26 protein-coding genes are annotated in these 21,123 nt (G+C 59.1%); 15 read left to right on the top strand and 11 right to left on the bottom strand.

The window, feature by feature from the left end; genetic code table 11:
- A partial coding sequence (locus CXY72_RS00875; protein WP_199183894.1) for a hypothetical protein occupies positions 1-216 on the top strand: 216 nt, incomplete at its 5' end.
- Between the two features lie 241 nt (positions 217-457).
- Here the strand turns inward: CXY72_RS00875 and CXY72_RS19720 are convergent.
- Both CXY72_RS19720 and CXY72_RS00880 read right to left on the bottom strand, forming a co-directional pair.
- Complete coding sequence (locus CXY72_RS19720) at positions 458-616, bottom strand: hypothetical protein (RefSeq protein ID WP_199183895.1); 159 nt, start codon at positions 614-616, stop codon at positions 458-460.
- Between the two features lie 124 nt (positions 617-740).
- Entirely contained in the window at positions 741-1,853 is a 1,113-nt protein-coding gene (locus CXY72_RS00880) for an aromatic acid exporter family protein (protein ID WP_104125848.1), read from the bottom strand.
- A 333-nt stretch (positions 1,854-2,186) separates the two neighbouring features.
- Between CXY72_RS00880 and CXY72_RS00885 the strand changes: the two genes are divergently transcribed.
- The 4 genes from CXY72_RS00885 to CXY72_RS19905 all read left to right on the top strand — a co-directional run bounded on the left by CXY72_RS00885 (position 2,187) and on the right by CXY72_RS19905 (position 4,723).
- The gene (locus CXY72_RS00885) at positions 2,187-2,756 is read left to right on the top strand and encodes a cysteine hydrolase family protein (RefSeq protein WP_233197575.1); all 570 of its coding nucleotides are present in this window, start codon (positions 2,187-2,189) and stop codon (positions 2,754-2,756) included.
- A gap of 163 nt (positions 2,757-2,919) precedes the next feature.
- Positions 2,920-3,522, top strand: a complete 603-nt coding sequence (locus tag CXY72_RS00890; protein WP_104125849.1) for a hypothetical protein — start codon at positions 2,920-2,922, stop codon at positions 3,520-3,522.
- Between the two features lie 222 nt (positions 3,523-3,744).
- Positions 3,745-4,482 (top strand): NAD-dependent epimerase/dehydratase family protein, encoded by a 738-nt coding sequence (locus CXY72_RS00895; protein ID WP_233197576.1) that lies wholly within the window; start codon positions 3,745-3,747, stop codon positions 4,480-4,482.
- 70 nt (positions 4,483-4,552) lie between these two features.
- The gene (locus CXY72_RS19905; protein WP_233197577.1) at positions 4,553-4,723 is read left to right on the top strand and encodes a hypothetical protein; all 171 of its coding nucleotides are present in this window, start codon (positions 4,553-4,555) and stop codon (positions 4,721-4,723) included.
- A gap of 120 nt (positions 4,724-4,843) precedes the next feature.
- Here the strand turns inward: CXY72_RS19905 and CXY72_RS00900 are convergent, their stop codons facing one another.
- Together CXY72_RS00900 and CXY72_RS00905 are read right to left on the bottom strand one after the other, a co-directional pair.
- A complete protein-coding gene (locus tag CXY72_RS00900; protein WP_158252417.1) occupies positions 4,844-5,203 on the bottom strand; it encodes a nuclear transport factor 2 family protein in 360 nt (119 codons plus the stop codon).
- 316 nt (positions 5,204-5,519) lie between these two features.
- Positions 5,520-5,933, bottom strand: coding sequence for a hypothetical protein (locus CXY72_RS00905; RefSeq protein ID WP_146070994.1), 414 nt, complete (start codon positions 5,931-5,933; stop codon positions 5,520-5,522).
- Positions 5,934-6,250: 317 nt separating this feature from the next.
- Between CXY72_RS00905 and CXY72_RS00910 the strand changes: the two genes are divergently transcribed.
- From CXY72_RS00910 to CXY72_RS00920, 3 genes are all read left to right on the top strand, one after another.
- Complete coding sequence (locus CXY72_RS00910; protein ID WP_104125852.1) at positions 6,251-7,036, top strand: alpha/beta fold hydrolase; 786 nt, start codon at positions 6,251-6,253, stop codon at positions 7,034-7,036.
- The gene (locus CXY72_RS00915) at positions 7,033-7,515 is read left to right on the top strand and encodes a MarR family winged helix-turn-helix transcriptional regulator (protein WP_104125853.1); all 483 of its coding nucleotides are present in this window, start codon (positions 7,033-7,035) and stop codon (positions 7,513-7,515) included. Before CXY72_RS00910 ends, CXY72_RS00915 begins: the two co-directional genes overlap by 4 nt.
- 192 nt (positions 7,516-7,707) lie before the next feature.
- Positions 7,708-8,226, top strand: coding sequence for a GNAT family N-acetyltransferase (locus CXY72_RS00920; RefSeq protein WP_104125854.1), 519 nt, complete (start codon positions 7,708-7,710; stop codon positions 8,224-8,226).
- 101 nt (positions 8,227-8,327) lie between these two features.
- Here CXY72_RS00920 and CXY72_RS00925 read toward each other — a convergent pair whose 3' ends face one another.
- The 3 genes from CXY72_RS00925 to CXY72_RS00935 are packed head-to-tail and all read right to left on the bottom strand — an operon-like array spanning position 8,328 to position 11,238.
- Positions 8,328-9,002 carry an ABC transporter ATP-binding protein gene (locus CXY72_RS00925; protein WP_104125867.1) on the bottom strand — a complete coding sequence of 225 codons (675 nt, stop codon included), beginning with the start codon at positions 9,000-9,002 and terminating at the stop codon, positions 8,328-8,330.
- Between the two features lie 11 nt (positions 9,003-9,013).
- Positions 9,014-10,483 carry a hypothetical protein gene (locus CXY72_RS00930; RefSeq protein WP_104125855.1) on the bottom strand — a complete coding sequence of 490 codons (1,470 nt, stop codon included), beginning with the start codon at positions 10,481-10,483 and terminating at the stop codon, positions 9,014-9,016.
- The gene (locus tag CXY72_RS00935; RefSeq protein ID WP_104125856.1) at positions 10,480-11,238 is read right to left on the bottom strand and encodes a hypothetical protein; all 759 of its coding nucleotides are present in this window, start codon (positions 11,236-11,238) and stop codon (positions 10,480-10,482) included. The genes CXY72_RS00930 and CXY72_RS00935 overlap by 4 nt, the downstream gene beginning before the upstream one ends.
- A gap of 434 nt (positions 11,239-11,672) precedes the next feature.
- Here CXY72_RS00935 and CXY72_RS00940 point away from each other — a divergent pair, with 434 nt between their 5' ends.
- The 7 genes from CXY72_RS00940 (at position 11,673) to CXY72_RS00975 (ending at position 19,485) form a co-directional block, all read left to right on the top strand.
- Positions 11,673-12,320, top strand: coding sequence for a ScbR family autoregulator-binding transcription factor (locus CXY72_RS00940; RefSeq protein WP_104125857.1), 648 nt, complete (start codon positions 11,673-11,675; stop codon positions 12,318-12,320).
- Positions 12,321-14,017: 1,697 nt separating this feature from the next.
- Complete coding sequence (locus CXY72_RS00950) at positions 14,018-14,320, top strand: helix-turn-helix transcriptional regulator (RefSeq protein WP_104125859.1); 303 nt, start codon at positions 14,018-14,020, stop codon at positions 14,318-14,320.
- A complete protein-coding gene (locus CXY72_RS00955) occupies positions 14,317-14,856 on the top strand; it encodes a hypothetical protein (RefSeq protein WP_104125860.1) in 540 nt (179 codons plus the stop codon). Before CXY72_RS00950 ends, CXY72_RS00955 begins: the two co-directional genes overlap by 4 nt.
- A 920-nt stretch (positions 14,857-15,776) precedes the next feature.
- A complete protein-coding gene (locus CXY72_RS19100; RefSeq protein WP_146070997.1) occupies positions 15,777-16,172 on the top strand; it encodes a hypothetical protein in 396 nt (131 codons plus the stop codon).
- 496 nt (positions 16,173-16,668) lie between these two features.
- The gene (locus CXY72_RS00965; protein WP_104125862.1) at positions 16,669-17,700 is read left to right on the top strand and encodes a YhcG family protein; all 1,032 of its coding nucleotides are present in this window, start codon (positions 16,669-16,671) and stop codon (positions 17,698-17,700) included.
- 574 nt (positions 17,701-18,274) lie between these two features.
- Positions 18,275-18,976, top strand: a complete 702-nt coding sequence (locus CXY72_RS00970; protein ID WP_104125863.1) for a hypothetical protein — start codon at positions 18,275-18,277, stop codon at positions 18,974-18,976.
- A gap of 152 nt (positions 18,977-19,128) precedes the next feature.
- The gene (locus CXY72_RS00975; RefSeq protein ID WP_199183896.1) at positions 19,129-19,485 is read left to right on the top strand and encodes a DUF4190 domain-containing protein; all 357 of its coding nucleotides are present in this window, start codon (positions 19,129-19,131) and stop codon (positions 19,483-19,485) included.
- Positions 19,486-19,646: 161 nt separating this feature from the next.
- Here the strand turns inward: CXY72_RS00975 and CXY72_RS00980 are convergent, their stop codons facing one another.
- The 4 genes from CXY72_RS00980 to CXY72_RS19105 all read right to left on the bottom strand — a co-directional run bounded on the left by CXY72_RS00980 (position 19,647) and on the right by CXY72_RS19105 (position 20,944).
- Positions 19,647-19,826, bottom strand: a complete 180-nt coding sequence (locus CXY72_RS00980) for a hypothetical protein (RefSeq protein WP_104125864.1) — start codon at positions 19,824-19,826, stop codon at positions 19,647-19,649.
- Positions 19,827-19,887: 61 nt separating this feature from the next.
- Entirely contained in the window at positions 19,888-20,199 is a 312-nt protein-coding gene (locus CXY72_RS00985) for an ATP-binding protein (RefSeq protein WP_233197578.1), read from the bottom strand.
- A complete protein-coding gene (locus tag CXY72_RS19910; RefSeq protein ID WP_233197579.1) occupies positions 20,094-20,621 on the bottom strand; it encodes a hypothetical protein in 528 nt (175 codons plus the stop codon). Before CXY72_RS19910 ends, CXY72_RS00985 begins: the two co-directional genes overlap by 106 nt.
- Positions 20,618-20,944, bottom strand: a complete 327-nt coding sequence (locus tag CXY72_RS19105; protein ID WP_158252418.1) for a hypothetical protein — start codon at positions 20,942-20,944, stop codon at positions 20,618-20,620. Before CXY72_RS19105 ends, CXY72_RS19910 begins: the two co-directional genes overlap by 4 nt.
- Positions 20,945-21,123 lie beyond the last annotated feature (179 nt).

Consider the following 21,123-nt stretch of genomic DNA (forward strand, 5'->3'; position numbering starts at 1 on the left):
CGGCAATGGATGGACGCCGACGTGCAGCAAGCGCTTGAACAGTGCTGGGCACATTTCGACGTCGTGGACTCTGCCAGGGCTTTACGCGCTTCGATCGCCTTGTTCGCCAGGCTTGGCAGGCGTCTCGCGGACGGCCTTGGTTTCCGGTCTTTCAACCACGACCGCGTCCACCGCGAGGTCGAAGTCATCCTCGCCATGCATCCGGATGCCCGCTAGAGGATCGGCGAATTCCAGCGGTCGTCGCGACGAAGGGATGAATTCGTCGAACGTGGAATGGGACGCGAGGAGACTCTATTGACCGCGATCGAGGCCACCTCTTCGGTCCCAAATACCTTTCCCAAATGCGAACCCACGCGGGGCTATTGCGGATGGCCGTAGCTGTGTGTTGTCCGCCGTAATTCTTGGCGTGGGGTTTCGGCCGCCTCGTCCTCCCGCTCGACCTTGTCGGTCACACGCGTCAGCGGCTGCGGCCCGACAGGCTGCGGATAGCCCATGCGATGACTGCGCTGACCAGGAGGACGGCGCCTACCCAGAGCAGGAACTGCAAGGCCTGAACGAAACCACCGACCAGCAGCAAGATAATGGCGACGATGACGACGATGACGAAAATATTCATCTAATGCTCTCTTAGCGTGGTGAGAAACAGCGACGCTACCGGGGTCTGCGGCAATAAATGCTTCGCCGAATTTAGCCAGGGAACGATGCGAAAGTCAAAATGCCCTGGCGTCAGGTCATCGCAACTAGTCATCAGTCGCCGGACCTTCGAGGCGGGAGAGTAGGGCTGCGAGCGCTCGGGCGATATCCATCGCGATGGATATCGCGGCGCCCATCGACGTCGCCGGAGTGGAGTCCTCTATGTTGTCAAGCTCGGCCATGAGGGACGCAAGCGCATCCGCGGCAGCGGAGTGCGCCGTCAGATCCGTATTTCCTGAATCCCAATCACGCAGCGCCGCAGCCATCGCGTCAAGCGCCAGGCTCACCGACGGGCGCAAGTCCTCTCTCAGTTGTACCTTGATCGGGGTGCCCCACATTGCCCCGGCCAGTACCTCCGTGAGATCCCTCACATGAAAGGCAATGGTTTCGAGCGCAGCAAGGTCCTCGTAGTCGGCGCTCAGGTCTCGGTGGCGGTGGATTCGAGCCCGCGGATTGACTTTGCGGCTTTCGTCGGCCTGCTGCAGCGCAGTTCGCAGCCCGCTGGAAAGTTTGATGAGCGAGTCTTTGCGCGACGCCCAGCCATCCCGCTCCGGTGGCCAGTTCTCGGCCAGGGCTTCGGCGACCTCGGATAGGTGATCGGCCAGCGCCGAGCGATAGTTCGAGAGGTTCTGGCCCACGGCCTTGAGGTTCAGCGCGGGAAAGACCAACATGTTGATCAGGAGCCCGATGACGATGCCGAGGCTGATTTGCACGGCATAGCCGATGGAGTAAGAGTCGGCATCGGGCCCACCCACGATCAGCACGAACAAGACCGTCACGGGTATGTATTCGCGGTTGTTGCCGAACCACCCTGTCGCGGCGATCAGCGCGCCGATGCCGACGGCGACCGAAATCGTCACCACGTTCGGCTGGCTGAAGACGAGCACAGCCGCGGCGAGCACAATTCCGACTGCGAGACTGCCGAGGGTCTGCAGAGCATTCCGAACCGAACCCATGAGCGTGGGATACATGCTCACGAGGGCACCGAGAGGTGCGTAGTAGGGGTAGTTGTCGGCGACCCCGGGCAAGTACGGAGCGATTGACCATGAAATGCCGACGGCTACTGCGGCCTTGCCGGCCTGCAGCATGCGCGACCTGGTTATCTGCGATTTCAGCTGCCATGCCGTGTGTATAACTGGTGCCAGCGTGGTGCCTGTCATGATTGTTCCATTCGGTCACCGTGCCCACCGGGTGTTCGTTGCTTCGTTACCGTACCGACCGAACCGGGGAATTTCCAGGCAGTGCACTCCGTTTGAGTTGCCCGGTCATCGTTCGGCTTACGGGAGCTTTGAGTGACCGGCGTGCCGCCGGCTGCGTCAATCGCTCTGGAGCATTGGAGTTCCGGCTTTGGGGATAGCGTCTGCGCCCAACTGCTGGCCGCGAATATGCGCAGTGCAGCCGTCATGGGATGCTGAATTGGTCCCGGTCCTACATTGTGTCTTGGGATCAACCATTTTGGTCACTGATCGTAAAGCAATAAGGAGCCGTAAATCGTGATCCACCCACTCTCGATCGATGATCACACCGCCTTGATCGTCATTGACGCGCAGCAAGGATTTGACCAAGTCGAATGGTGGGGACCTCGAAACAACGCGGACTGTGATCAGAACATCGCAGCGTTAGTGAACGAGTGGCACAGGCTTTCGCGACCGGTCGTCTTCGTGCAGCATAATTCCTCCAATCCGCTCTCCCCCCTTCACCCCAACAACCCAGGCCATACGCTGAAAAGCTATATGTCCGGCACTCCGGATCTATTGGTCCAGAAAACGGTCAACTCGAGTTTTCACGGCACACCTGATCTTGACTCCTGGCTTCGAGAAAACGCTATCTCGACCATTGTGATCTGCGGTATCACCACCAATCACTGCTGCGAAACGACAGCTCGCGTTGGCGGAAACTTGGGATACACCGTCTACTTTGCTGTAGATGCAACTCACACATTTGACAGGACAGACCTCGAAGGTGGAATGATCAGCGCGGCGGAACTTTCCCGAATAACCGCGATCAATCTTCACGACGAGTTCGCCACCGTCGTCCTCTCGCACGAACTTCTCAACCGCTGAAAGAGATCCGTTAGGGGTTGGTGAAACGGACAGTTTCGGCGCCAGTGCACCCGTCCACGACGATGGGGGCCAGCGGCATCGACACATCCTCTTGCGGCGGTCTAAACATCCGGCTGGGCCACCCGATATCGTGGATCTGTCGATGGAATGAGACGGAGCGACAGTGACGAGTCTGTTTGAGCGCTGGAAGAAAACCGATCCGCGAGCGTGGACAACGGAGGCCGTTGAAGGTTGGCTGGAAAAGGAATTTCTGGCCTATGAGATCCCGTTGGCAGCGATTTCCAGTGCGGACTACCGCAATGATGAAGAGGTCCGTGAAGACCTGATCTACAAGCTGTACCCAATCACTCACCCTGATGTACTTCAACGCCTGTACAGCGCAGAAGAGAAAGCGATGAAAGACTGCGGCCCTGAGGCCTACGAGGACTATTGGAGGAGCCTGTTCCTGAGGCAGAATCATCGCCCGGGAGCCGAAACGTCGCATACGGCATTGACGGATGCGACGTGGCTGGCCGGCAACTTGCTGACGATTCAGCACGCGCTGGGGCAGCGCAGATCGATTGTTCTTGAACGCGAAGGTGGTCAGGTAACCGGGGCCAAAGTATATGGAATGTCCGATTACCTCAGCACATTCTTGGTCGCGGTGACGGGGTACAGGGAAGCCGGAACCAACGAGCGTAACTACTATTCCATGGTCACTGGCGACGTGAATGATGTCGGCTTCAACTGGTACCTCGACTGCCTGGCGCGCCACGGAATGATCTAACAGCGCCGGCGGCTGCTCAGTAAGTCCTATCCGCAACGGACCCGAAAACCCCCCGTCCCGCTCAGGGTTCCCAATGCGGGGCAGCGGTACTGCTTTTTGCGGGGAAGCAACACCGCCACGATTTGGCAAAGCCTCCACGTTCACCTTGTGAAAAAAGTGGTCACCGATCTGCTCGTGGCGAAATTGCGCACGTGCTGACTGGTTAGCTGCCATGCTGCTGCCATGAAACTTCTCGTACTTGGAGGGACGGCCTGGGTCGGCCATACTGTCGCCGCGACCGCCCTCGCCGCCGGGCATGAGGTGACGTGCCTCGCTCGCGGGGTTGACGTCCCCGTTGGCTCGATACTGGTACGTGCTGACCGCGACCGCGACGACGCGCTCGCACCCGTTGCCGCCGAGCACTGGGACGCCGTGATCGACGTTGCCCGGCAGCCGGGTCACGTACGACGCGCGGTCCGGGACCTTGAACAGGTGGTGGAGCGGTATGTTTTCCTGTCCAGCGGCAACGCTTACGCCTCCCAGGAGGAGATTGGCCAGAACGAGGACGCGCTCCGACTGGACCCGCTTGACGCGGATGTGATGGCCTCGATGGAGGACTATGGCGCTGCGAAAGTCGCGTGCGAGAACGCAGTCCTCGCGGGCTTCGGTAGCAGCCGGACGGTGATCGTGCGTGCTGGGCTCATCGGCGGACCGGGTGACCTGAGTGGGCGAAGCGGTTACTGGCCGTGGCGATTCGCTCATCCTTCCAGCGAAGAAGGCGCAGTGCTCGTGCCGGATGCGCCCGAGTTGCCGACAGCCATTATCGACGTCCGAGACTTGGCGTCCTGGCTCGTGCAGCGGGCCGAGGGTGGACCCGTCGGGACATTCAATGCGATGGGGATTCCAATCCCTTTCTTTGAACACATTGATGCGGCTCGGGCCGAACACCATCGTCCGTGCGCCAGAGTCCTGGCTTGCTGACCATGGCGTCGGCGAGTGGTCTGGTCCTCGCTCGATGCCTCTCTGGCTAGCGGACCGCTCCTGGCATGGCATGAACGCGCGATCGAACAAGCGCGCCCTCGCCGCTGGCCTTGAACTGCGCCCACTGTCGGACACCCTCGCCGACACCCTCCAATGGGAACTCGATCGAGAGGATGCAGGGCCACACGGCGCTGGCCTTACTGACAGCGACGAACGCGAACTCCTGACGGCACTGACTTAAGGCCGAGCCATCGCTGGGTGGATGATCGCAAACGGCGGCCGTGCGCAATCTCGTCAGTGGGGGCTATCAAGGTGTTGCGTTGATCGTTCCCCTACGGGCATTGGAACGCAGCTGGCCTCCCTATGGAGCTATTGTGGTGGCCTGCGACCAGACGACCATCCAATGGCGATCCTGATACTCGTAAACATCCGTGTGCCAAGCGCGGATTTCAAGCTCATCGGCGGTGCCGACGCTAAGAACTGTTCGTGCGATGTATTTCAGAATCGTGAGGTTTCCTGACGATCTGACGGAGATTTCTGATTCGGGCTCGAATACGAGGTACTCGAGTCGCTTCGATTCCACGTCGCGGAGATAGGCCGATTTCGTCCGTGTGGACCCGTTGGGCGTCACAAGTTGGTATTCGGGTGCATGGAGGCGCTCCGCAGCGACCATGTCGCGTTCGACGAGCGCGCGAAGTCTCTCTCGCTCGATACTCACCACTGTCGCAGGATCAATGTTCATATGCCCTGTCTAACAGCAGCGGCCGCCGCTGGCCTGTACCGAGGGACCAACCCGCAGGTGCTAGACATACTCGGCGTCGTTTAGCGTTTCTCTCCTGGCGGTCTTCGCATCTCGCTTCGTTTGAGCTGCAAGCCATTCGGCGAAGCATGGTCCGAGCTGTTCGACGTCGGAGTTCGGCACCAATCGCCATCACGTAGGGCGCGCCGCGTGGCGCCGGGAATCGGCAGGGCACCTGCACGATGCCGTTGCAAATAAAGGGCTCACCAGCCGGGTCCCGGCTTGGAAGCGTAGCCGCTCAAGTCTCGCGTCGAAGGGTAATGATTCCCACATAGACGAGCAGTGCCGTCCCAAACGTTCCAAGGAGACCAGCGAGGAAGGCCGCATCAACGCTGAACCCTCCGCTGAAGCTGATAACGACGTACCCGACAACCGATAGCAGCACGAGGGCGACATAGGACAGTCGGACGAGCCAGCCCGCCGGTAAGCGAACGACGGACATGAGAATCACTGCCGCCAACGGTGCAAGCATCATCCCGCCGAAAAGCAGAGCGGGCGCCACCCGCACATCGCGGCCAGAGCAGGGACCCATGAGGTTACACGCCGTGGGGAATCCTTGCGCCATCCAGAATACGAGCCAAGTAACGACCACAATGGCCACCGCGGGAAGCACTAATCCGAGGCGACTTTTCAACCGAATATGGGAAGTCATGAAACGAGTGTGGCATTTCGGTGCGCAGCATGAAGCACTACAGAGCCGTATGATGACAACTCGTTACTGCTCAGGCCGGGTGGCCAACTCCACGGGTCCAAAGGCGCTTTTAAGCAAGGCGCACGAGCGCCAAGCCCCGGGACCTCCAGCGCCACGAGCGGAGCGGTCGTGGTGCGGTCGTGGTGCGGCGGCTCAACATCGCTAGAAAACTCGGCGTCCCGTAGAGGGTTGGTCATTCGGCGCAGCTTGGAGCCACGAGTTGAGACTCAAGGTGGGCATCGACTTTCGAGTCTTTCTCCGTCCATTTTATTAATGACATGTTATTCAATAACACGTCATCGAAGTTCGATGTGCCCGTGCGGCCAACAGCCGTGTGCGTGCCGTGCTTTTCAGGTGCACCGTGGGACCTCGAGGTCCTCACCGGTCCCGACGGTCTTCCCGCTCGCACCATGCGACTGCCTGAAGACCTGGCGGATGTCGACGGTTACGCCAACTTTCTGGCCGAACAGGTTCACGACCTCGACTCCTACGTTCTGGTGGGCGATTCCTTCGGCGCCGTCGTCAGGCTCGCTCTTGCCCTCCGCCAGCCAAAAGGCCTCGTGGGGCTTGTTCTATCCGGAGGGTTCACCGCGAATCCTCTTCCGAGGTGGAAGGGCGTCGCGGCCAGGCTGTCTCGGTTTGCCAACGGCGCCCTCTATCGGCACGGCACGCTTCGGTTTCACGCCTCCCAGCTCGCTTCGCATTTCGACGCGGCAGCAGAAGTGCCGCATACTCAAAACGACTATCGACACCTGTTTGTGCAGAACACTCCGCGATCGAGTTACACCGCACTAGTGACGTCCGTCACACAAATCAATCTGATCAACGAGCTGGCTCTGGTTCGGGTACCAACGCTCGTGCTCACGCCGGCCGATGACCGACTGGTCGGCGCGGACGCTGCGCGCCAACTGTTGGACGGTATCCGTCAGTCGTTAGTAATTGTGTTACCGAAAACTGGCCACATGTTCCGTTTCACGCTCCCAACCCTGTACTCCAACACGATCCGCGCTTTCGTGGAGAGCCTGCAACCTGTTGACGCGTCGGCTCACAGTGTCGCGTCGTGAATTCCGTCGAGGAGCTCCGATTTCTCGTTCTTGCCGCCCAGCGCGAAGGTAACCGTATCCTCCTCGATCTCCTCCGGCCCCTTGGAGTGTCACCGTCCCAGGCTGAGGTGATTCGCGTGCTGGCCGATCACGGGCCGCTCTCCCTCGTCGACCTCGGCGCACTGCTGGTCTGTGAGACCGGGAGCCCCAGCCGCTTGGTCGATGGCTTGGTAGCGGCGTCCCTAGTCGAGCGAATGCCGGCAGTTGACGACCGGAGGCGGGTGATTCTCTCCCTGACCGACGCCGGTCGGGAGAAGGAAGTCAGCATTCGAGAGGTCGAAGCGACACTCCACGGCTTCATCGAACAGTCGCTGACCACTGCGGAAATTGCGAGCGTCAACGCCACACTGCATAAATTCGTATCCGGACGCCCCGCCGGCATCGCCGTCGCGAAACGTTCGGCGACTCCCGGTCAGCGCAGATATGCACCATCCACCTGACGAATGCCGTACAGCCGTCATCGGGATTTTCCCCATTACGGTGAAGCGTGCTTGTGGCTCAAGTCGAACTACGCTTTCCGGGACGATCCCGTGGCCGTAGCAAGAAAGGCACAGAGCCGGCCTGACCACAAAGAGCTCGTCCCGTAGAAGGTTCGGCTTACGAAGATCTCAGGACTCTGCCATTGTCAAAGAATGGACTGGCCCACAACTGAACGCATTGTTACTGCACGACTTTTGTTGGAACCGCTGTCGGTGGAGCACGCGCCTTCGATGATCGAGGTTCTGGCCCAACCGTCACTCTATGACTACACCGGCGGAGAAATACCCTCACTGAAGCTGCTGGAGAAACGCTATGCCGCACAAACCGTTGGGCACTCTGAAGATGGTTCGCAGTGGTGGCTGACCTGGGTTGTCATTGAGCGAGACATAGGAAAACCGGTGGGGTTCGTACAGGCAACCGTCGAAGACGACGGGTCGAATCTCGTGGCTGACATTGCTTGGGTCATTTCACCCGACTGGCAAGGGCAAGGAATCGCTTCGGAGGCCGCTCAAGCTATGGTCGCCTGGTTGCGATCAAACGGAGTCTGCCGCCTCACAGCGCACATTCATCCCGATCATCAGGCCTCCATAAAGGTGGCGCAAAATCAAGCCTTACACGCGACCTCATCGAAGAAGGATGGTGAAACTCGCTGGGAATCCCAGCAATCCTAGAGCGCCCGTGAGGGGTTCGGCGGATTCAACCGGTCGTGGGTGCATTCTTTTGGGCCTGCTAGGACTTGATTTATATTGGAAACACTGGCGCGATGAGGTGGTTATTGTGCGATCAAGCGTTGGTCGTTCTCTCGCGGAAGGATTTGCTGTCCGTCGATTTCGAGGATGACGTCGGCCAGCGCGGCGATGTCGTCCTTGTTGTGGCTGGTGAACAGGATTGTCTTTCCGGCAGCCTGGAAGTCACGCAGCAGCTGGAGAAGAATTGCTGAGCTGGATGCATCCAGGCCATTGAAGGGCTCATCGAGGATGAGGACTTGGGGATCGTCCATGAAGGCCTGGGCGAGGGACAATTTCTGTTTCATGCCTAGTGAGAAGGTGCGAACCTTTTTTGGCGAGCCGACGGGGAGTCCTATCTGCTCGAGAGCAGACCGAACCTCGGCTTTGCCGATTCGGTTCTGGATTTTGGCCAGGGTCAGGAGGTTCTTTTCCGCGGTTTCTCCGCCGAGATAGGCCGGGCCGTCAATGGTGACGCCGAATCGATCGGGGAAGGTTCTGTTGGCGGGTAGGAATTCCGGATCGATCCAGACTTCTCCGGAGTCGGGGATCACGAATCCGCAGATGATTTTCATGAGTACCGATTTGCCGGAGCCGTTGGCGCCCACGAGTCCATAGGTCTTGCCGCGTTCCAGGGTGGTCGTGACGTCATTAAAGAGCACATTGCCCTTATAGGCTTTGCCCACGTTCCGTAGTTCGATGACGGCCTCGGCTTGGGTCATTTTCTCTCCGTTCATAGGACAACCAACCTTCTGCGGATCACAAGTGCGAGTAGTGCACTGATCGTGAGGGACCAGACCAGAAGGGACGCTGTCGAGACGAGCACAGTAGACCATCCTCCCGCTGTCAGATACATGTCCGCGGCCTGCACCGGCAGCCACGGTCCTAGTTGAATTTGAGGCGCGCTGAGCGCTGTGATCGTTCCCACTGCCATAAGGCCGGCGAGACGCCGGCCGGACAGCAGCACGGCCACAAACACTGCGGCTAGGTAGACGAGAAGCTGAAGTGTCCAATTCACCACGAAATGGAACAACCACAGCGGCGTGCTTCCCGCAGGGCCGCCGAAGTCTTTGCCACCGAGGAGGACGTAGCTCACCGCGCTGCACGCAAGGATCGCAACGATGAAGAGCGCCGCGGCAATCGACTCGCGCACTGCGACGTGACGCGCCCATCGCGACATCGAGCCTTGCCGGATGAGAAGGAGGAGTGCCCATCCTGATCTGACTTCCGCCAGCCGGCTCGAGAATAGGAAGACGTAACCGACGAGCAGGACGATTCCGCCGGCGTACTGGAGGAGGGTCCCGCCGTCGCCGGAGAAGGCATCTTTTATCACGGTTTGGAAGCTGCGTGTCCATGGCTGCGATTGTGCGACAAGACCAAACACGATGGATGCGCTCAGAATCCCAAAGACGGCAGCTCCAGGGAGCCGGCGGCCTCGGTGTCGGGACCGGGTGTCCAGGTAGAGCGCGGCGACGACGATGGCCACGATCATTGCTCCTGCGGCGGCCAATGCCCCGGCTGACCTGAGCGGATCTGACGGCACAAATCGGAAAATCGCATATGTCTGCGCGCTGAGGAAGGACCCCTCCGTGAACCCGCCCAGTGTGGCGGACGCAGCCCACACCCAGACGGCCAGAGCAGCCGTGACCCGCAGTGCAAAGGGCAGCCCCAGCATGGCCGCCGACATAACAGCGGCGTGAATGATCAGGAGAACGCCCGCGAGCTGCACGGATTGCATGGCCAGAGCCACCCACGGGAGAATTCCATCCGTGCTGTATGCGGCAGTCACCGTTTCGGGCACCAGCAGGTGATGATCGCCTTGGGCGATGAGGGGCAGTCCCGCTGACGCGGTGAGGAGACCCGCGAGCACGGCCGCAGCGGAGACGGCCAACGCCCGAGCTGAGGACTGGATAGACGACGTCAGTGCGGCTCGATAGCTCCCGTGCCGCGTCAATCGGTCCGGAGCGAGCTCGACGCGGGTCGACAGCACTGCACGTCCCAGCCAGGTCGGTACCAGGATGAAGAGCACGAACTGGGGACTGCAGAGCGTTTCCAAGACAACGTCAAGAACCTCAGGAGCGTGCAAGGGGGGAGCCTGCCGGGCGATGGTCGCACGACCATAGAGTCCGTATGCGCAGGCGAGCGCCGCGAGACCGATAAGTGACCCCACGACAAGCCGGGATGGCGGCGGAAAGGACTTCATTGAAGCGTTTCCAACCGCCGAACGTACACGAGTACGTGCACCCACAGGGCCACCACCACAGCGGCCAGGATCGCGGTCGGCACTATCGCCACCCACGCTGACGACTGAATCAGTCCGAATGGGAAAGCGGCATACAGCAGCCCATATTGCGGAGTTCCCAATAAAGCCGCGCCCATGGTCTGAACGAAGTAACCGAGAAAGGGAATGGCCAGGGCGAATACTCGGCTGCTGACCAGAACAAGACAGGCAGTACCGAAAGCCGCGTACAGTGCTGCGGAAAATCCGACCCAGACCGAATAGAAGGCACCGTAGGTCCAGGGGCCGTGGCCCAGCAGGGAGGAGAACGTCACGCGCGTGAGCGAATCCGTGGCGGCCTGAGCCGGCGTCATGCCATAAAGTTCGGGCTGAACCGACGGATTCCCGATCGCCGGACAAACGTAGAACGCTACGACAAAGGCCAGGAACGTGGATAGTCCAAACGTCACGAACGCGAGAAGCGACGCGACCAGTAGCTTCGAGCCGAGATAACGCCTGATACTCACGCGGACTCGTACAGCGACGATGTACCGATTCCCCATCTCCTGGTAGAGACGACTTGACGCGATGAAGACCACGAGGAGCGGGAAGATCAGCGCGATCGGGGAGGACATCATCGCGGAGAACAGGTCCAGCCAATCCCTGAGCGCCACACCAACCGTGCCATTGACGCCGCTCAGAGTCGGCACCATCAGAGCAACGATAATAAGAATGGCCACAGGCCATTTCAGTGAAGTACGCCACGCCAGCCCGAGAAGTCGGAGCCGTAACGTGAATAACCCACCCACCCTGTTATTCACAGGACGTCTCCGCTCGACTCGTCGATCGCCACGTCGCGCTCCGCTAGGAACAGACAGCCTGATGAGGGCGAATCCAGAAACACGAAGTCGCCAACGCCCGACGATCTAAGGCAAGCGCCGTAATGCGCCGTGTCGATGACTGCAACGCTGCCGCTGCCATTCAAGAAACCCGCACGCTCAGCTGATGCCAGCCCCGTTTTTCGTGAACTTTTCATCTCTACCCCCTGAGACCAAGGCGTATTACAAACCACTCCATTACCTGATGATCCAAGGACAGTCTAATAAAAAGCAAGCCTGCCTGTTTTTTTAGGAATGCGGAGTACCGTGTTTATAGCAACCGATGGGATTTAGGAATGGCGCAACAAGAGCGAGCACGAGCCACGCGCGAGAAGATCGTGGATGGCGCCGCCCTCACGTTCTACCGCCTGGGATACGGACTGGCCACGACCGGCGACATTGCGAAAGAAGCTGGCGTAACACGCGGCGCGATGTATTTTCATTTTCAGTCGAAAGAAGACTTAGCCAGGGCCGTCATCGCGAAAGAACAATCGTTGGCACTGTCAGCGAGCAGCCACATTCACGCGAGGAATCGCAGTGCCCTGGAAACGATGATCATTCTCTGCGCTGACCTCGCCCAGCGGCTGTTGGCCGATCCGGTCGTCCGAGCGGGGGTGCGTTTGACGACGGAGGTGACGAACTTTGATCCCCCGCTTCGATCCCCTTATGACGAGTGGATGCGCACCTTCTCACACCTAGCCGCGCAGGCCATTGCCGACGGCGACTTCGGAAGCGACGTCAACCCGGAGAAGTTTGCCCGATTCCTGATTCCCACGTTTACGGGAATCCAACTCGTCTCGGACACGTACACCGGGCGGGAAGACTTGCTGCAGCGCGTGCGTGAAATGTGGGAGTACATTCTCCCCTCAGTAGTGCCTGCTAACAGACTCGAAATCGCCCGGGGATGGCTCGATGAGATTGTCCCCGACCTGACGGGCGACTAATCGCCAACGCGGTTTAAGACCCATGCTGGCGCGTCGCAACTGACTCAGCGGAGTGCTGGCAGTTGAGCGTGTCAAGTGGATCCTGCGCTCGTCCCGTATGGGGTTCGGCGTGCGGAACTCTCTTCCATTAGCACGGCAGACCGATCAGATAGCTATTTTGCCGTTCCACACGATCACGGTGTCGGGCATACACCGACTATCTCGCAGGTCCCTCCGTTGGCAGGAGACAGGCGCTGTCATCCAGCATGATTCGCGGGATGTTGGATGCCACGTACGCCGCGTGTCCACGCCCAGAGCAATCCAGCCACTAGGACCGTTAGACCGAAGCCAGCTGATGCGCTGCTCTCGACAATTCCTGCCGGATAAAGAAGCCAGCAACCGGCCACTGCCACCGTTGTGACAGCCAGAGGGGCGAGAGCCCGTCGATGGACCGTGTTCCACGTTTTTCGGGACTGGAGGGTTGTATTCGTGCGTACTCCAATGACTCGGGTCGGCGGAATCACTCCGAACGCGCAGAGCGAGACGATGAGCAAGGAAAAGAGTGAGGCTATGACAGCAACGAGACTCAAAAGCATTTTCGTTTCACTCTCTTCTTAGGGTGTCCGTTCGCGGGTTCGCACCAGCACGGTGTTATAGGTGCTGCATTCACTCGACCTTATTCGTTCTCTCGTGCAGCGCATTGCCGTTTCGCGCGTCTGTACATGATGGTTCCCACGAACGCGAGGACAAGTGCCGTAGGCAGCCAAGTGAAGAGAAGGTAAGGTCCGAGGATCGCGAAATACGGTTCGTTGGAAGTGGCTGATTTGACCCAGATTCCGATGAGGACACCGACAAACAGTGCCACTTGCATCCCCACAAACAGATTGATCATTGCACGTGGATCGTTGAGGCGCTCGAGTGGCACCTGATGTTTTCCAGTCACGATAAACGTACCCTGTCCCCAGTGAGAACTTGCCGATTGTGAGCTGTGCACCGTAGCTCCTTATTAGCCCAAGAGGGCCTGAGTGTTCTAGAAGTCATGAATATCCTTCGTCTGGGAGATAGATGAAATTGTCAGAGCTACCATTTGCCGTCATCGGGCAGACAGGCAATCGCAACTATTTGCTTTTGGGCTCCGGCCATCACCACGGTATCGGACACGTGTTGTGTCGATGATTCGCCCCGGCGGCGTCACGGAGCGGCTGACCACATCGGGCAACCGGTTCGACAACTCGGATGAGGAAGCCCGTGAAGCAGGAGACGTCGTGGGGAAGCATCGCTTTGGTCCTGTCCACACAGTCGACTCGCTGGCACACGTCGTCTCGCAAAGGGTTCCCGAGTGACACGACGCCGACATGCTTGGCTGCGGGGCCATTCACTCGAGACCTATAGCTTTCGAGGTCCCCGATACGGACGCAGCCGCCGTTCTTGGTTGTGACTTTCGGCGCTGTGTGGCGGCTGGCTATGATCAATATTTTGGCGTCATTGATTTTGTCCCGTGTCAGCTCAAAGCTGGCAGTCCCCCTTCCCGCACGCTGAGAGCACCTTGAATCAACGTCGACCTCGGGTGTGACCAGGGCTTGCTTGGTTCGGTGATGACGAAATGCGGCGCTGTCATGCAATTCCCCCGTTGGGGTCGAGCCCTGAATTTGCTCCGTTGCAATAGAGATGGTGTGCCAGAATTTGCTTCTTCGTTGTGAATACGCAACGATGTCATTATGACAGGCAAGAATTCGAGTGATGGTGCAAGTAAACGGCTGCACAACCGACTGGCGGTCTTGCGCACCGAGCGCGGCATTACGCGACGTCAACTGGCCGAGGCCGTGGGCGTGAACTATCAAACCATCGGCTTTCTTGAACGCGGCGATTACAGACCATCCGTCGAGCTCGCCCTCCAGATCGCGACGCTTTTCTCTCTCCCGGTAGAGGCAATCTTCTCGCTTCACCCGTTTCCGCCGATGTCCGCGCAGCTCTACCGTTCGCACCCCACCGTCGACCTAATGACAGGAATTGACTCATGAGCGACTCTCACTCAAGCATCAATCGACGTGCCGCTGATTTGCGTGTCGAGATGGAAGACCGCTTCGGGGATTCGCGCCAGCGACCGATTCCTGCGTGGATCCGGAGGCCGACCGCTCGGGTCGCGCTGACCTTCACGCCCGCGATCACCTTCAGCTTAGGCGTGGCGGCAGCATTCACCGCACAAGACCCCCTAGGTCTCCTGCTTCTGGGCCTCGCCCTTTTCAGTGGAGCGACGGGAACGATCTTTCTGCGACGTGCCACCAATATGCTCGATAATGCGCCTGAGACGGTACTCGATGAGCGTGAATTAGCTCAGCGCAACCGAGCGTTCGGCCGGGCCTTCAAGTTGGCGCTGGCGATTATCGGGATTCTTTGGGTGCTGGCGGTCGTCGACCAGTTCCTCACTGGACCAACCCACCTTCTTGGAGGTTATTCATGGACCTTCATGACCCTCACCGCGTTGGTCACGATGAGCATGGTGCCCGCCGCAGTACTTCTCTGGAGCTTGGGCCTGGCCTCTGATCACGACGAGTGATCTGCCGGTCGTTCCTCGGATCGGAGAAATGCAGACAATTACCGCCCCGTGCCGCCCGCAACGATAGACGGTACTTTTCTGCGCGGCGACATGCCGGCGCTCCGCTCGACCGATCAGCGGCGCGCGTCGTGACGCTTGCGCTGACTTGGCAAGAGTCCGATCAGTACCGGCACCAGGATTCCGAGTGCGCACACAATAGCCAGAGCTGGGATCATCATGGTTCGGATTATTGCGGGCCAACCTGAGAAGCGCCCGCAGGGGGTTCCGGCTGCGGACACATGTGTCTGTGACGGGTGTGCTGCCCGCCCCACCCCACCGTCCGTAGGCCGATCACCGACCGCTACACTACATCCCGGGGGCTTGACCCCTGGTTCGAGCCCTTCTTGGCCAGGAATACATCGTGTGCCTGCCCACCGAAAAGCCTACATACGGTGCAATTGACATTCGCTACGATCTAGACAAGGAAGCGGTTTGCGCCGCAGTTTGATTCTCAGCTCAATATCGCCCTATGACAATGCGGCTCGCAAGAAGGCGAAGCGTCTGCGAAAACTCAAAAATCACGCAGAACGCTTCTTTGGCGCCGTTCAGACCATCAAAATGGCGGGAGCCAAATTATGAGAGTTGCACGAGCCGTAACGGATCTAGCGATCGGCGGCGTGCTGGCAGCGGCTCTGACAGTGTTTAGCGGGACCGCAGCGATGTTTAGAAGGAACGAAAAGCTCAGCGCACAAGCTCACCGCACACGCGCACAACGCGCAATAGGCCCCCGACCCCGCTTGATCAGGCTTGCCATGGCCATCGCAGCGTTTGGCCTGATCGGCGGTTCGGTGACAGGGTGCACATCTAACGGTGGGCAATCCACAGATGATAGTTCCTGCCTTTTGGGGACGTGGGACCTTGACTTTGTCGCGTCAGCGGAGGTGAACTCCACCGCGGATACGACGACCGGGAACTACACGATCATCTTTGATGACAACACTGTAACGGTCCAGGCGGATGTGACCAGTTCGATGAAAACTGTCGTGGAAGGTGTCGAGGCAACCGTTGACCAGATCATCAAAGGATCCGCGGAACAGCGATACAGCGTTCAGGACTCCGAACTGAATTACGGCGAGGTTGTCTGGACGAAGGGCTCCGGAACGACAACGGTCGCGAAAGGCGGCGAAACAACGACTGACGAGCAGGACTTCACGCCTACGCCGGACACCACCGCCGAGGTGGGATGCGAGAGTGACAAGCTCGTCATAACCAGTACGCCAGAGAGCGACGTTACCGCGGAAATAGCGACGGTAGAACAGATCTTCACCCGCCGGTGAGAATGCCGGGACAAAGCCCCTCATCGGGCCGCCGTGCTCGCCGAACAGACCGACGAATGGGCTGAAGGCCGCCGCTACCTCGGCGTCGACATCCTCGTCAAGTCCCGCCTGACCATAACCTAACGGGCCCCCGAACGCTTTGTAACTTCAAACACCCCGCCAGTCACGGTCACCGAACACCATCATCTGAACTACCAGCTCAAGGCGGATCAAGCACAACAATTCGCCATCACGCACTCGAAAACGCTACTTATGCAACCGCAGCTCGAGCCGACAAGACGCCTCGCAACCCATGGGATGCAAGACGCTGACTACCCGCTCTGAGCTAGCGCAGAAAACCAAGTCGATGCGCCAAATAACGGTCACAGAACGCCGCCACAGAGCACCGAAAGCCCGAAATCATGTACTCAAGCGTCCCGTAGAGGGTGCCCCTTACGGACGGACGGCGGACGCGGGACATAGACGATTGCCTACAGTGCTTGGGTAATCTGAGTGGATGGCTTCTGGTGATCTTTCTACTCTTCCCGACGACTATGCCGAGGTCTTGGCAGCGCTGAAGAATCGGGTACGTGAAGCCAGGTTTACTGTTCAGCGCAGGGTCAACTCGGAATTGATCACTCTGTACTGGGGTATTGGTCAGCAAATACTGGAGCATCAGGAAAGCCAAGGATGGGGTGCCGGTGTTATTCGTCGCTTGGCCGAGGATCTGCGTACGGAGTTTCCACAGATGAAGGGGTTTTCCCAGCGCAACCTGCAGTACATGCGAACTATGGCCAGCGCGTGGGGCTCTGGACCAAATGTGCCACAGCTTGTGGCGCAATTGCCGTGGGGACATATCCGCACCATTCTGGACAAGGCAGAAACACCACCGGAGCGTGATTGGTACGCGGCAGCAGCCGTAGAATTCGGCTGGTCCCGCAACGTGCTGCTGAACATGATGATGAACCGCTCGATGGAGCGCACAGGGACCGCCCCGTCCAACTTTACGAAGCATTTAGCAGCCGCGGACTCAGAACTGGCGCAACAAGTGGCCAAGGACCCCTACGCCTTTGAGTTCTTGGGACTCTCCGGTGAGGTAGCCGAACGAGACCTGGAACAGGCTCTCATGGACCGCATTGTGGAGACACTGAGAGAATTGGGTCCAGGGTTCGCTTTCGTCGGTCGTCAAGTACATCTGGAAGTGGACGGAGACGACTTTTACCTCGATCTCTTGTTCTTCCATGTCGAGCAGCTCCGCTACTTCGTCATCGAGCTCAAAACTGGAAAATTCCAACCTGAGTTCGCCGGGAAGCTGAACTTCTATGTCGCGTTGGTCGATGACAAGTTGCGGCACCAAGTCCATGCACCAACCGTCGGAATCCTCATCTGCGGCAGCAAGAACGATCACACCGTTCGTTACGCACTCGGACGTTCCACCTCCCCCATGGCGGTGGCCGCTTATACCTACGACCAGCTCACTAGCGAGGATCGTGCGATGCTCCCACCAGCGGAACAGCTCACAGCCGCCCTCGATGCTTTCCCCGAGTGAGCGATAGCCGACGCGGAGATAGAGCAGCAGAAAGCCGGCTGCTCTACGACCAGCAAGGCGGCCGAGTCACTGATCGGAGTCTCAACTGGCGTTCCGTGCTCGTCCCGTAGAGAGTTCGGCTAACAGGCGCTCAACCCATGCTCGACACGTGTCATCTATATGTTCGATTACGTGACAACACGATCGTAAACCTCCCAAAGTTGGGAACGGTCACATAACCCGTCCTTTATTCTACGTATCGCAAACGGTACGGAGCGGTCCAATGTGACGTCCGGGGTACCCACCCGTCCCGGCTGCGTTTCAGCCTGACTCCGAGCTGTAGTTGGTCCCACTTGTTCGGGGATCTGTTGGACTGGTCTCCCGGCTGCTAAGCAGAATTGCGTCTATTTGGATGGGCGCTGAGGGGATAGACGTGGGGCGACATGGGCCATGGTCCTAGAGACTAGAACCCGCCCGGGTATTGGGACCGAACCGCGGCCAACACAAGTACACGCCCCGCAATAGCTATTTTGCGACACCGCCACGCGCCCGCAATAGATACGTTTCAATACGGCCACGCGTCCGGTCGAGCAATTTGAACGGCTTGCTGGCCGTCGCCTTAGGCCTCTTCGCTACTCTTTTTCCTCTCGTGCATCCGGACGCCAGCACGGGGTACCGCGGATTCGCATTTACTACCGTCGGCATCACAGCGATCTCCCTCGCCATTCGAGCAACTCAGCTCCGACGAGAAGGCCGAGCCACGAGCCGGCTACTTCCCACAATCGGTGGAACTCTGGGCGTCGCCGGAACACTGCTGTCCATTTGGAGCCTGGCCTTCTTCTACGCACCAAACATCGTGCCTCCCATGCCGAGCTTGGCTTCGCTGACCGCTCTGACTCAGCCGGTAGTCGCCGCGCCTGGTATCTCCACGCAGGCAGTCCCGGCAGCCACGGCACCGAAAGTAGTTCCAGACAGCCTCGCTACGACGCCGTTGGCCACCGCACCTCGGTCTCCGGATGAAACCCGCGCAGCCATGCAATTGGCCGCCGGCACGATCTCGTTTGTCCTCAAGGATCTGAGAACGCCTGGGCAACCGTGGCCGACTGCACTCCTCGTCAACGCGGACAACATGGTGTCGACACCAGAGGGCCATGCGCTCCATCAAATCCCTGTGGGCACAACAGGCGGTTACGCACGGAGCATAAGTGGTGAAAACTACCGCCTCACAATCACCGACGACTCCTCCGGTGCCGGCGTAACCTTCGATTCCGCAACTGGCCTCGTGACCAACAACTGAACCCGCGATGCACCAAGCAAGCCTCGGGAAGCACCACCCCGACAACCGCAACGACAGCTCCGCGACAGACACCAACCCCGTTCACATCGACGCCCGGTCGGCAGCCGTCAACACGCAAAGCCGTCCTCAGCAACGACGACGGACGCGTTCGAGTGCACTCCCCTCCGAACGAAATGGGTAACCGGCAGATGTCCCTCTACCCGCAGCAGCAGATCATCTATCAGCAGGTCATCAAGCCGCCCACCAACGGCATGGCCATCACCTCACTTGTTCCCGGCATAGTGGCCATCGTCACTGGGATCTGGATACCGATCCCGATCCCGATCCTCGGGCTGTTCATGATGTTCTTGGCTTTCCTGCCCCCAGTGCTCGCTGTGATCTTCGGCCACGTTGGATTGCGAAGCGCAACCCGCCTCGGCGGCATCGGACGCGGCGTCTCACTCACAAGGCTCATCCTGGGGTACGTCACGCTCGGTATCTCCGTGATTACGACAGTCCTAATACTGTAGGTCTGCTTCTGATCCCCCGGGGACTTTGGCATAGGCGCCGACAGTTACTTCAACTTACTGCCGGTGCCCCAGCCAGTCATCGCTTCTCTACTCTTGCGGCTGTACTCAGCATCGACCGGCACAGCAGGCACCACAACAGACGCTGCCCTGCCAATCAGCATTCAGGTGGCCCCGTCAACCTGCCCGGCGATCTGACCGGCGAGGGCATAGATTCCTGCGCCAAGCACGTCACACAGGATGAAAAAACAGAGCATTCTCCCGGTTATGTTGCGCTTGAGTTTGCCGGTCGGCTCTGTGGTTCCGGCGTTCAGTACAGTAGTTGCGTCGACGTCGTAGTTCACTGACGGCGCTCAGCTAAATTTCCAGTTCTTCCCATCGAAGCTCCCCAGATCGCGGGTTAGATTAGCGAGATTTCGTGCCCGTTTTCACGCGGCACACCTCGTTGGATGCGGCGGCGTGGTTGCAGAGAGGGCAGGTGCTGCCGTCGAGGGTAACGACATCGGATCGGTGCAGGAGGCGGTCGAGCATCGCGGCGGCGACGGTGGTATCACCGAGGATCTCGCCCCAGGCGCCGATGGGCCTGTTCGAGGTGATTACGATCGACGTTTTCAGGTAGCGCTGCTTGATGACTTGGAATATCGCTGACGCGGCCTCGGCGGGGATTCGGGCAGAGAGAGATCCGTTCCTCGGGATAGGCGCTCTGTCTGAGCGCAATACTCGGCGTGGCGCTCCGCTGTCCCAATGATGATCAAGCAAGGCGAGCCGTCAAGCCCCGACAACATGGCCGCATTTTGCCAAACGTCCAGCCACAGGCCGCACATGGCCTCGTCGACCGCGGCCGAGGACTTCAGATAATGCTTGCAGATCGCAAACGTCGGAACACACAACTGGTCGTAGATCAGTCCGAACGCAGCCTGACTGCCCGAAGCCATGCTCAGCATCAGCTTCCGCTGATCGGATGCCTCGAATAACGGCGCTGATGATTTAGCCACGGCGGTCTCCGCGACCCAAATGGCGATGATTTCAGTCAGGTCGTCTGAGAACTTCAGTGCACTGCCGCGCGTGGCAGAAAGTGGCAACGCCGGCGGGTGATCGGAACCATTCATCGGATCAAGCACAGGAATGACCGCGGTCATGCGCTCACCAACCGGGTGGATCCGGACTCTGCCCTTGATGCCAAATGCGTGACCACATCAAGAAGTGCTGTGAAGGTGGTCCAGCGAAAACCGCCGCCGATTTCCATCACTTCAAAACTCTCGTTTCGTTGCTCTACGCAGCCGAGGATTCCATCAAATTTGCCTACGCGAGGCTCGCGACGCACCAGCCAGCCGTAAGCCGAAACCTGAGTGATTGACATGCAGTGACTACAACAGTAGTTCGCGGCCTCTTCGTTGGGATCGACAGAAGTCGTGTTCTTAGATGCGTCATCGGTGCGTGGATAAAGCCGACTATCAAGCATTTACGCTCCTCGGATCACTACGGATAAACCGCTGCCGAGGGCTAGAGCAACAATTAAACCCTACGGTGGAGCTGCCTGTGAGTCAATCGTCGTCATCCTCAAGGAACGGCCATTTCGCCGTGCCGAACTCAGACGCGTGAACCGGCTTCGCCTTCCTCCCCGACGCGGCTTCCCAAATC

It is taken from the genome of Cryobacterium sp. Y57 (assembly GCF_002929505.1).
GTDB lineage: Bacteria > Actinomycetota > Actinomycetes > Actinomycetales > Microbacteriaceae > Cryobacterium.

Bases quoted from the DNA above. Each gene is read 5' to 3' on its own strand.
- CXY72_RS00930 (WP_104125855.1), bottom strand. From the start codon at position 10,483: ATGAAGTCCTTTCCGCCGCCATCCCGGCTTGTCGTGGGGTCACTTATC.
- CXY72_RS00910 (WP_104125852.1), top strand. From the start codon at position 6,251: ATGTTATTCAATAACACGTCATCGAAGTTCGATGTGCCCGTGCGGCCA.
- CXY72_RS19720 (WP_199183895.1), bottom strand. From the start codon at position 616: ATGAATATTTTCGTCATCGTCGTCATCGTCGCCATTATCTTGCTGCTG.
- CXY72_RS19905 (WP_233197577.1), top strand. From the start codon at position 4,553: ATGAACGCGCGATCGAACAAGCGCGCCCTCGCCGCTGGCCTTGAACTG.
- CXY72_RS00895 (WP_233197576.1), top strand. From the start codon at position 3,745: ATGAAACTTCTCGTACTTGGAGGGACGGCCTGGGTCGGCCATACTGTC.
- CXY72_RS00965 (WP_104125862.1), top strand. From the start codon at position 16,669: ATGGCTTCTGGTGATCTTTCTACTCTTCCCGACGACTATGCCGAGGTC.
- CXY72_RS19105 (WP_158252418.1), bottom strand. From the start codon at position 20,944: ATGCTTGATAGTCGGCTTTATCCACGCACCGATGACGCATCTAAGAAC.
- CXY72_RS00955 (WP_104125860.1), top strand. From the start codon at position 14,317: ATGAGCGACTCTCACTCAAGCATCAATCGACGTGCCGCTGATTTGCGT.
- CXY72_RS00905 (WP_146070994.1), bottom strand. From the start codon at position 5,933: ATGACTTCCCATATTCGGTTGAAAAGTCGCCTCGGATTAGTGCTTCCC.
- CXY72_RS00925 (WP_104125867.1), bottom strand. From the start codon at position 9,002: ATGACCCAAGCCGAGGCCGTCATCGAACTACGGAACGTGGGCAAAGCC.
- CXY72_RS00940 (WP_104125857.1), top strand. From the start codon at position 11,673: ATGGCGCAACAAGAGCGAGCACGAGCCACGCGCGAGAAGATCGTGGAT.
- CXY72_RS00950 (WP_104125859.1), top strand. From the start codon at position 14,018: ATGACAGGCAAGAATTCGAGTGATGGTGCAAGTAAACGGCTGCACAAC.
- CXY72_RS00880 (WP_104125848.1), bottom strand. From the start codon at position 1,853: ATGACAGGCACCACGCTGGCACCAGTTATACACACGGCATGGCAGCTG.
- CXY72_RS00920 (WP_104125854.1), top strand. From the start codon at position 7,708: ATGGACTGGCCCACAACTGAACGCATTGTTACTGCACGACTTTTGTTG.
- CXY72_RS19910 (WP_233197579.1), bottom strand. From the start codon at position 20,621: ATGACCGCGGTCATTCCTGTGCTTGATCCGATGAATGGTTCCGATCAC.